The organism is Cellulomonas biazotea (assembly GCF_004306155.1).
Lineage (GTDB): Bacteria > Actinomycetota > Actinomycetes > Actinomycetales > Cellulomonadaceae > Cellulomonas > Cellulomonas biazotea.
Genome location: NZ_BIMR01000148.1, coordinates 1 through 8,451 on the forward strand (window position 1 = coordinate 1; position 8,451 = coordinate 8,451).

Here is an 8,451-nt window from a genome sequence, read left to right on the forward strand (position 1 = left end):
GCCGCGAGCTGCGCGTTCGCCGCGGCGCCGGCGCCCGCCGCCTCCGCCTGCTGGCGGGCTGCGTCGAGCTGCGCCTGCGCCGCGTCGAGCTGTGCCGCGCCCTGCTCGAGCTGTGCGGCACCCGCGTCGAGCTGCGCCTGCCCGTCGTCGAGCCGCGTGCGGGCCGCCTCGACCTGCGCGCGGCCGTCCTCGACCTGCTGGCGCTGCCCGTCGAGCTGCGCCTGCGACGCGAACGGGTCGATGACGCCCTCGACGCCCTCGACGTCGGACGCCGCGGCGATCTGCTCCGAGATCGCGGCCTGCTGGTCCGCGGTGAACGCCGACCCGTCGGTCGTCGAGAACACGATCGTGCCCGTGCCGCCCGCCGCCGACGGTAGCTCGGACGCGAGCAGGTCCGTGACCTCGCCCGTCGGGGTGTCCGGGATGGAGAAGCTGCTGGCGAGCGTGCCGCCGAAGACGGCGAACGCGACGCCGACGGCGACGAGGACCGCGAACCACGCGGCGACGACGGCACGCGCGCGGCGGGCCGCGGTGCGGCCCAGGCGGTAGAGGAGTTCAGCCATGGTGGTCTCTCAGGTCGGGGACGGACGTCGGTCGGTGCGGTGCACGGTGGGTCGGTGGTCGCGCGGGCGTGCCGTGCGACGGGTTCAGCGGGCGGGGGTCCCGTCGCTGGGCGGGGTGGCGCCGTAGCCGGTGCGGGCGGCGGCGAGCAGACGGTCGACGAGCGCGGCCCAGACCTGACGCGAGTGCTCGTCGTCGGCGGCGCCCGTCGCGGCGTACCAGTGCGAGTGCAGGGCGAGGGCGCCGCTCATGAGCGAGCCCACGAGCAGCTGGACGTCGAGCGGGTCGGCGTCGGGGTGGCGGCGCAGCAGCTCACCCGACATCCGGGCGCTGACCTCGGTGAACGCACGGCCGACCATCGCGGCGCGGCGAGGGGAGAGCGCGTCGGCCGCGTCGCCGCCGAGCACGCGCGTCAGGTACGCCATGGGCGTCACCAGGTCGGTGGCCGTGAGGGCGTGCGCGAGCTCGTCGAACATCGTGCCGCCCGTGACGGGCGGCGTGGCGTGCGACTCCATGCTGTCGAAGACGGCGCCGAGGATCTCGCCGCACACCGTCGTGACGATGTCGTCGAGCGACTCGAAGTGGTTGAAGACCGTCCGGCGGGCGACGTCGGCGCGGTGCGCGAGCTCGTCGACCGTGAAGTCGGTGCCGCCGGTCTCCTGCATGAGCGCTGCCGCGGCGTCGAGGATCGCCCTATGGTGCCGCTCGCGCAGCGCGGCGCGGCGTCCGGTCGTCGGGGAGTCCTCGGTCACCTGACGACACTAAGTGCACGATTGCACTGAGTGCAACGTGAGCGCGGGCATGTCACCCACCCCCCGCGTCCCTCGTCCTGACCCCGCCCCGCGCGCCGAGGTCGTCACTCCCCGTCGAGGTCGTCACTTCCGGTCGAGTTCGTGACCTCTAGCTCACGACCTCGGCACGAAGTCACGACCTCGGCACGAAGTCACGACCTCGGCGAGGTGGTGGCGGGCGGGGGAGCGGCGGGACGTAGGTTGGGCGGCGGCTGGGCGAGAGGGGTGGGGATGAGCGGCGGGGTGTTCGAGGCGGAGTCCGCGCGGATCGTGCGGCGGCTGCGCGACGAGATCGTCGACGGCGTGCGACGGCCCGGCGACCGGCTCGTCGAGCGGGACCTCGCCGACGACCTCGGCGTGAGCCGCGTCCCGGTCCGCGACGCCCTGCGGACGCTCGTCGCCGAGGGGCTCGTCACAGCCCGACCCCGTTCGTGGGCCGTCGTCCGGACGTTCACCGACGCCGACGTCGACGACCTGCACGAGCTCCGCGCCGCGCTGGAGGCCCTCGCGTTCCGGCTCGCCGCCCGACGACGGACGCCCGCGGGTCTCGCACGGCTGCGCGCGGTCCTGGAGGACGAGCGGTCGGCCGCCAGGTCGGGCGACGTCGTGCGGGCGCGCCGCGCGGCGGCGGAGTTCCACGAGGTCGTGACGGCGCTCGCGGGCAACGCGGTGCTCGAGGAGGTCGAGGGGACGCTGCGCAGCCGGATGCGGTGGCTGCTCGTGCAGCACGACGACGTCACGGCGGTCGCGGACCAGCACGCCGCGCTGTACGACGCGGTCGCCGACGGGGACGTCGCGCGCGTGGAGCGGCTGGTCGCGGAGCACCTGTCCGCGGGCCGGGCGGCGGCGACGGCGCACCGCGAGGCGCACGGCGCGGCCGGTGAGGCCGTCGTCGAGCCGGCCGTTGACGGTGCCGCCGGGGACTGACCGCCCGTCATCGGGTGCCATTCGACTGCCCGTCCCGGGGCGGCGCATTTTGGTATACCAAAATCGGGTTACCGTGAGGCATGCGCACCCTCGTCGTCAGCAACGTCCGCCCCTGGGGAGCCGAGCCCGCCGACGTCGTCGTCACGGACGGTGTCGTCTCGGCGGTCGTCCCCGCCGGCAGCGCCTCGGCTCACAACGTCGCGGGTGCCGACCCCGGAACCCACGTCAGCGCCGCGGCCGGCGTCGAGCACGTCGACGGCGGCGGGCTCCTCGCGCTGCCGGGTCTCGTCAACGCGCACGCCCACGTCGACAAGTCGTGGTGGGGGCAGCCGTGGGTCTCCTACGGCGGCGAGGCCACGACGCAGGGCCGCATCGCGCACGAGCGCGCCGAGCGCGACCGCCACGGCATCCCCGGCGTCGAGCCCACGACGGCCGTCCTGCGCGAGTTCGTCCGGCACGGCACGACCGTCACCCGCACCCACGTCGACGTCGACCTCGGCGTCGGGCTGCGCGGCATCGAGAACGTCCGGACGGCCGCCGCTGCGCTCGGCGACGCGGTCGACGTCACCGTCGTCGCGTTCCCGCAGGACGGCGTCGTCCGCCGCCCCGGGGTGCTGCGCCTGCTCGACGAGGCGGCCGCCGCGGGCGCGACGCACATCGGCGGCCTCGACCCGGCGTCGATCGACCGCGACCCCGTCGCGCAGCTCGACGGCCTGTTCGAGATCGCGGAGCGTCGCGACGTCGGCGTCGACCTGCACCTGCACGACCGGGGCGACCTCGGCGCGTTCCAGGTCGAGCTCATCGTGGAGCGCACGCGCCGCGCGGGGCTGCAGGGCAGGGTCACGGTGTCGCACGGCTTCGCGCTGGGCGAGCTGCCCGCGGGCCGCCAGGCGGACCTGCTCGACGACCTCCGCGACGCCGGGATCGGCTGGGCGACGGTCGCGCCGGTCGGCACCGCGCCGCTGCCGTGGCGCGGGATGCGGAAGCGCGGCATCCCCGTCGGTCTGGGCACGGACGGCATCCGCGACCTGTGGTCGCCGTTCGGCGACGGCGACGTGCTGCGGATCGCGCTCGGGTTCGCGCGGCTGCACGGGCTGCGCACCGACGACGACCTGACGGACGCGGTGCGCCTCGCGACGTCGTGGGCCGCCCCGTTCGTGGGCCGCGACGTCCACGACCTGGTGCCCGGCGCCCCCGGGGACCTCGTGCTGGTCGACGCCGAGAACGTGCCCGACGCGCTCGTCCGGGTTCCGCCGCGCCGCCTGGTCGTGTCCCGGGGCCGGGTCGTCGCCCGTGACGGGGTCGTGCTGGTGTAGCTGCCGACGGCACGCACGCCCGGTCGGAGCGGTCGGTCGGCTAGCGTGCGGCGCGTGGCCGCCCGGGGGATCTACGTCGAGACGCGGGTCGCCGCGCCCGTCGAGCGCGTGTGGGCCCTGACCCAGGACCCCGACCAGCACGTCCGCTGGGACGTGCGGTTCACGCGCATCGTGCCGACGACGCCCACGGGCACGGGCGCGACCCGCTTCACGTACACGCGCCGCGTCCCGCTGCGGACGGTCGCGGGCGACGGCGTGAGCATCGGCGAGCAGGTCCGGCCCGACGGCACCCGGACGTCGGCGCTGCGCTTCGCGACGACCGACCGCCTGTCGCCGATCCGCTCGGGGCGCGGCTACTGGCGGTACGTGCCGGACGGCGACGGCACCCGGTTCGTCACGGGCTACGACTACGTGCCCGGCTGGGGTCCGGTCCTCGACCGTGCCGCCCGCCCGCTGCTCGGCTGGGCGACCGCGTGGAGCTTCGACCGCCTGCGCATCTGGGCGGAGCGCGACGAGGAGCCGGAGCGCTGGCCGCTGCGCAGCGTCCTGTGGTTCTGGCGGCCCGAGCGTCCCCGTGCCGCCCGCTGCCGCCGGGCGCCCGTGCACGGCCGTCGTCGCGACGACCACCTGCGTGACGCCCCGGCGACGCTCGCCGACCTGCCCGCACCGGAGAGGACCCGATGACCTCGATCTTCGAGCAGGCGATGGGCGAGGCGTTCGCCGACCTGCACCCCATGCTGCAGCGTCGCTTCGGGGTGGGCCTGGACAGCGGGCAGGCGTGCGTCGGCACGGGCGTCATGACCCGGATCCGGACCGGCCCGTGGTGGACCGCGCCGTTCCTGCAGCTCGGGCGGGTCCGCAACGTGCTCGTCCCGGACGGCGGCACGGACGTGCCGTTCACGATCGAGAACTACCCGTACCGCGACCCGCTCGGGCGGGAGACCGTGACGTTCGTGCGCGAGTTCGACGTGCGGGGCCGCAGCCGCCGGTTCGACGCGACGATGGTCGCCCACGAGGGCCGGGTGGTCGACTACCTCGGCACGCACCAGCACCTGGCGGTCGACCTGGACCTGCGCACCGACGGCGCGGGCGGGCTGCTGCTGACGTCGGGCGCGCAGCGGTTCTACGAGGGGCCTGTCGGGTTCCCGTTCCCGCTGGCCCTCAGCGGGCGCGCGCGGCTGCACGAGCGGTACGACGAGGCCGCGGACGTCTTCCGGATCGACCTCGAGGTGGTCAACGACCGCTTCGGGTTCCTGTTCGGGTACGCCGGGACGTTCACGTGCACGTGGGTGCCCGCGGACGACGCCCCGGCGCGCCTCAAGCCCGTCCGGCACGAGCGGCGCGCCTGACCCGGTCGGCCTCGTGACGTCCGCGGTCTGTCAGCCCCGCGCGTCGAGGCGCAGCGTCACGTCGACCACCGCGGGCCCGACGACGGTCCCGACGATCTGCGGCCCGAACCGGTCGTACTTCGCGTGGTACGCGGCGTCGAGACGCGCGTGCAGGTCGGCGGCGGCCGCGTCGGGCGTCACGAACGCGACGTCCTTCTCGACGCCGCCGACGCTCACGTGCCCCGTCCCCGCGGCCTGCGCGCGCCGGAACCACCCGTTGCCCGGCCCGTACGCCGAGCGCACGTAGACGTCGTCGTCGAGCCGGACGACCCAGATCGTCACGCCCGGGCGACGCGTCCCGTCGGGCCGGTCGGACGCGACGTGCAGCTCGTCGCTCCGGTCCACGCGCCGCAGCTCGTCCGGCGTCCACCCGCTCATCGGTCCGCCTCCTCGGGGGTCGCCTCGTACTGGTCCGTCGTGACGGCCTCGGCCCACGTCGTCTCCGAGCCGTCGCGCGCGTCGGTCGTCTCCCACATCGCCAGGTGCTCCATGAACGCGTCGGGTCGCGCGCCGTGCCAGTGCCACTCGTCGGGCGGGCACCACACCGTCTGACCGGGCCGCAGCTCGACGACGCGACCGTCGCGCGTCCCGACGCGGGCGACGCCCTGCGTGACGTGCAGCGACTGCCCGGCGGCGTGCCGGTGCCAGAACGTCCGGGCGCCCGGCGCGAACCGCACCCGGTTGACGCGCAGCCGCGACGGGGCGGGCGGTCCGGCGAGGACGTCGAACCAGACGTCGCCCGTGAACCACGTGGCGGGTCCCTGGGCGGTGGGCGGGAGTGTGACGATCTCCATGCTGCTCCTCGGTTCGGTTCGGTGCGGGCGGTGCGCGCCCGGCCGCGACGGCCGTCGACCTCCATCGGACCACCACGTCGTCGCCGCCGGGAGTCCCTGCCGTGACAGGTACCGCGGGTACACCTCACGCCGACCGTGCCACGGGCGGCCGCGATCGGCGGCAGAGGGGTACCGACAGGGCCTCTCACCGGTGGCGGTCCGGACGTAGCGTCGATCCAGCACCCGTCGCCACGACCGCACCAACCGGGAGGACCACCATGCACACGCGCACCCTCGGCCAGGGCCTGGAGGTGTCGGCCGTCGGGCTCGGCGCCATGGGCATGTCCATGAGCTACGGCCCCAACCCCGGTGACCGCGACGCGATGATCGGCGTCCTGCGCGGCGCCGTCGACCTGGGCGTCACGTTCGTCGACACCGCCGAGGTGTACGGCCCGTACGTCAACGAGGAGCTCGTCGGCGAGGCGCTCGCGCCCGTCCGCGACCAGGTCGTCGTCGCCACGAAGTTCGGCTGGCACATCGAGGACGGCGCGATGGCCGGCCTCGACAGCCGCCCCGAGCAGATCCGCCGCGTCGCCGAGGCGTCCTTGCGGCGCCTGCGCACCGACGTCATCGACCTCTTCTACCAGCACCGCGTCGACCCGGACGTGCCGATCGAGGACGTCGCCGGAACGGTCGGCGAGCTCGTCGCGGAGGGCAAGGTCCGCCACCTCGGCCTGTCCGAGGCCGGTGCCGCCACGATCCGCCGCGCGCACGCCGTGCACCCGGTGACCGCCGTGCAGAGCGAGTACTCCCTGTGGACCCGCGACCCCGAGCCGGAGGTGCTGCCCACGCTCGCCGAGCTCGGCATCGGGTTCGTGCCGTTCAGCCCGCTCGGCAAGGGCTTCCTCACCGGCACGGTCGACGCGACGACGACGTTCGCCCCCGACGACATCCGGCAGCGCGTCCCGCGTTTCACCGCCGAGAACCGGACCGCGAACGAGGCGCTCGTCGCGCACGTGCGGGCGCTCGCGGACGCCCGTGGCGGCACGCCGGGCCAGGTCGCGCTCGCGTGGCTCCTCGCGCAGCAGCCGTGGGTCGTGCCGATCCCCGGCACCCGGCGCATCGAGCGTGTCCGGGAGAACGCCGACGCGACGGCCCTGGCCCTGTCCGCCGACGACGTCGCCGACCTCGACGCCCTCGCGTCCCGCGTCGGCGTCGCGGGCAACCGCTACAACGACGCGGGGATGGGGATGGTCGGCCGCTGACGCGGCGGTGGGCGCGGCGAGCGGATCGGCCGCGCCCGCCGACGCGTCAGCCGTCGACGCGACGGTGCCCCACGGCGAACGTGCGCGTGAAGCCGAGCACCACGCCCCACGGCTGTCGCGGGTAGGCGGCGTCGAGGGCCGCGGTGTAGTCGGCGAGGAACGCGTCGCGCTCGGCGTCGTCGGTGAGGACGTCGAGCGCGGGCCGCAGCCCGGTGCCGCGCACCCACTCCAGGACGGGAGACGCCTGCACCCCCGCGGGGTCGAGGACGTGCTCGTAGGTCGTCTGCCAGACGTCAGCGTCGAGCCCGAGGGCGGCGAGCGCGCCGAGGTAGTCGACGGGGTCGGCGACGGCCCGGGCCCGGTCGAGCACGGGCCGCAGGTCGTCGGCGCGCGTGTGCCGGGCGGCGGCCTCGCGCATGAGGCGGTGGGACGGGGCGTCGAAGTTCGACGGGACCTGCATCGCGAACCAGCCGCCGTCGGCGAGGGCGTCGACCCAGCGAGGGAGCAGGTCGAGGTGCCCGGGGACCCACTGGAGGGCGGCGTTGGTGACGAGGACGTCGACGGGCTGCCCGAGGTCGGCGGGATCCCAGTCCTCGGCGGCGACCTGCACCCACTCGACGCGGCCGTCGGTGTCGAGCGCGCGCGCCGCGGCGAGCATCTGCGGGGAGGAGTCCAGGCCGACGACGCGGGCCCCCGGCCAGCGGTCCGCGAGGGTCAGCGTGAGCGGGCCGTCGCCGCACCCGAGGTCGACGACGAGCCGGGGATGCTCGGCGCCGACGTGCGCGAGCAGGTCCGCGAACGGCCGTCCGCGGTGCGAGGCGAACAGGGCGTACTGCTGCGGGTCCCACACGACGACCTCCAGCGTCCGACAAAGTATCTCGACGTCAAGATACCTCGCCGTGGTGGCCGACGCTCAGGCCCGGTCCAACCGCCCTGACCGTGGCGCGCGCGCAGGTGACGGTGCGTCGAGGTCGGACGGCGCCCGGCGCGCGTCGGTGAACGCGCTGCGCGTCACCATCGCCTGCCCGACGACCAGGAACGCGAACCCCCACAGCGCGTACCGGTCGGACGCGGCGAAGGCGCCGGGGTCCTGCGTCCCCTTCGCGATCGCGTTCCAGTTGAGCGCCGCGACGAGGTTGCCGATCCCGACGACGGTCACGAGGCCGCCGACCGAGACCCACCGCCGGGCCCACCGGTCCCACCCGCTCGTGCGCACCTCGGCGGGCGCGGTCGTCTGCGTCATCGCTGGCCCGCTCAGACGTACCGGAGCATGAACTCGGTCTCGGCGTCCCGGCCCATCGTGGGGTCCGGGGCGTCCGTGGCCGGCTGCGACGTGGTGGTGTCCGCCAGGCGCACGGGCTCCGGGAGGGCGGCGTAGCGCTGCGCTGCGGTCTCGTCCGGCATGGCGTCCTCCGTCGTCGGCGTGGGGA

Annotated in this window: 10 protein-coding genes and 1 pseudogene; 5 read left to right on the forward strand and 6 right to left on the reverse strand. The window is 75.4% G+C overall.

Translation table 11 applies throughout. The features are described 5' to 3' along the window. Both CBZ_RS10615 and CBZ_RS10620 read right to left on the reverse strand, forming a co-directional pair. A pseudogene (locus CBZ_RS10615) lies at positions 1-563 on the reverse strand (MMPL family transporter); the annotation flags it as partial. An 84-nt stretch (positions 564-647) separates the two neighbouring features. Further along, entirely contained in the window at positions 648-1,313 is a 666-nt protein-coding gene (locus tag CBZ_RS10620) for a TetR/AcrR family transcriptional regulator (protein ID WP_246013267.1), read from the reverse strand. Positions 1,314-1,583: 270 nt separating this feature from the next. Here CBZ_RS10620 and CBZ_RS10625 point away from each other — a divergent pair, with 270 nt between their 5' ends. From CBZ_RS10625 to CBZ_RS10640, 4 genes are all read left to right on the forward strand, one after another. Further along, positions 1,584-2,279 carry a GntR family transcriptional regulator gene (locus CBZ_RS10625; protein WP_130781529.1) on the forward strand — a complete coding sequence of 232 codons (696 nt, stop codon included), beginning with the start codon at positions 1,584-1,586 and terminating at the stop codon, positions 2,277-2,279. An 80-nt stretch (positions 2,280-2,359) separates the two neighbouring features. Then, positions 2,360-3,595, forward strand: a complete 1,236-nt coding sequence (locus CBZ_RS10630; protein ID WP_130781530.1) for an amidohydrolase family protein — start codon at positions 2,360-2,362, stop codon at positions 3,593-3,595. A gap of 54 nt (positions 3,596-3,649) precedes the next feature. After that, on the forward strand, positions 3,650-4,279 hold the full coding sequence (locus CBZ_RS10635; protein ID WP_130781531.1) for an SRPBCC family protein: 630 nt from the start codon (positions 3,650-3,652) through the stop codon (positions 4,277-4,279). Beyond that, entirely contained in the window at positions 4,276-4,944 is a 669-nt protein-coding gene (locus CBZ_RS10640; RefSeq protein WP_130781532.1) for a DUF4166 domain-containing protein, read from the forward strand. The genes CBZ_RS10635 and CBZ_RS10640 overlap by 4 nt, the downstream gene beginning before the upstream one ends. A 30-nt stretch (positions 4,945-4,974) precedes the next feature. On the opposite strand, the gene CBZ_RS10645 is transcribed toward CBZ_RS10640, so the two are convergent. Beyond that, entirely contained in the window at positions 4,975-5,361 is a 387-nt protein-coding gene (locus CBZ_RS10645; protein WP_130781533.1) for a DUF2255 family protein, read from the reverse strand. Further along, positions 5,358-5,777, reverse strand: a complete 420-nt coding sequence (locus CBZ_RS10650) for a (R)-mandelonitrile lyase (protein WP_130781534.1) — start codon at positions 5,775-5,777, stop codon at positions 5,358-5,360. The genes CBZ_RS10645 and CBZ_RS10650 overlap by 4 nt, the downstream gene beginning before the upstream one ends. A gap of 257 nt (positions 5,778-6,034) precedes the next feature. Between CBZ_RS10650 and CBZ_RS10655 the strand changes: the two genes are divergently transcribed. Beyond that, entirely contained in the window at positions 6,035-7,021 is a 987-nt protein-coding gene (locus tag CBZ_RS10655; protein ID WP_130781535.1) for an aldo/keto reductase, read from the forward strand. Positions 7,022-7,067: 46 nt separating this feature from the next. Here the strand turns inward: CBZ_RS10655 and CBZ_RS10660 are convergent, their stop codons facing one another. Further along, entirely contained in the window at positions 7,068-7,871 is an 804-nt protein-coding gene (locus tag CBZ_RS10660) for a methyltransferase (RefSeq protein WP_246013269.1), read from the reverse strand. Positions 7,872-7,934: 63 nt separating this feature from the next. Further along, a complete protein-coding gene (locus CBZ_RS10665) occupies positions 7,935-8,264 on the reverse strand; it encodes a hypothetical protein (RefSeq protein ID WP_130781537.1) in 330 nt (109 codons plus the stop codon). Positions 8,265-8,451 lie beyond the last annotated feature (187 nt).

Excerpts from the sequence above, each read along its gene's own strand:
- CBZ_RS10625 (WP_130781529.1), top strand. The coding sequence starts at position 1,584 with ATGAGCGGCGGGGTGTTCGAGGCGGAGTCCGCGCGGATCGTGCGGCGG.
- CBZ_RS10640 (WP_130781532.1), top strand. The coding sequence starts at position 4,276 with ATGACCTCGATCTTCGAGCAGGCGATGGGCGAGGCGTTCGCCGACCTG.
- CBZ_RS10645 (WP_130781533.1), bottom strand. The coding sequence starts at position 5,361 with ATGAGCGGGTGGACGCCGGACGAGCTGCGGCGCGTGGACCGGAGCGAC.
- CBZ_RS10630 (WP_130781530.1), top strand. The coding sequence starts at position 2,360 with ATGCGCACCCTCGTCGTCAGCAACGTCCGCCCCTGGGGAGCCGAGCCC.
- CBZ_RS10650 (WP_130781534.1), bottom strand. The coding sequence starts at position 5,777 with ATGGAGATCGTCACACTCCCGCCCACCGCCCAGGGACCCGCCACGTGG.
- CBZ_RS10655 (WP_130781535.1), top strand. The coding sequence starts at position 6,035 with ATGCACACGCGCACCCTCGGCCAGGGCCTGGAGGTGTCGGCCGTCGGG.
- CBZ_RS10665 (WP_130781537.1), bottom strand. The coding sequence starts at position 8,264 with ATGACGCAGACGACCGCGCCCGCCGAGGTGCGCACGAGCGGGTGGGAC.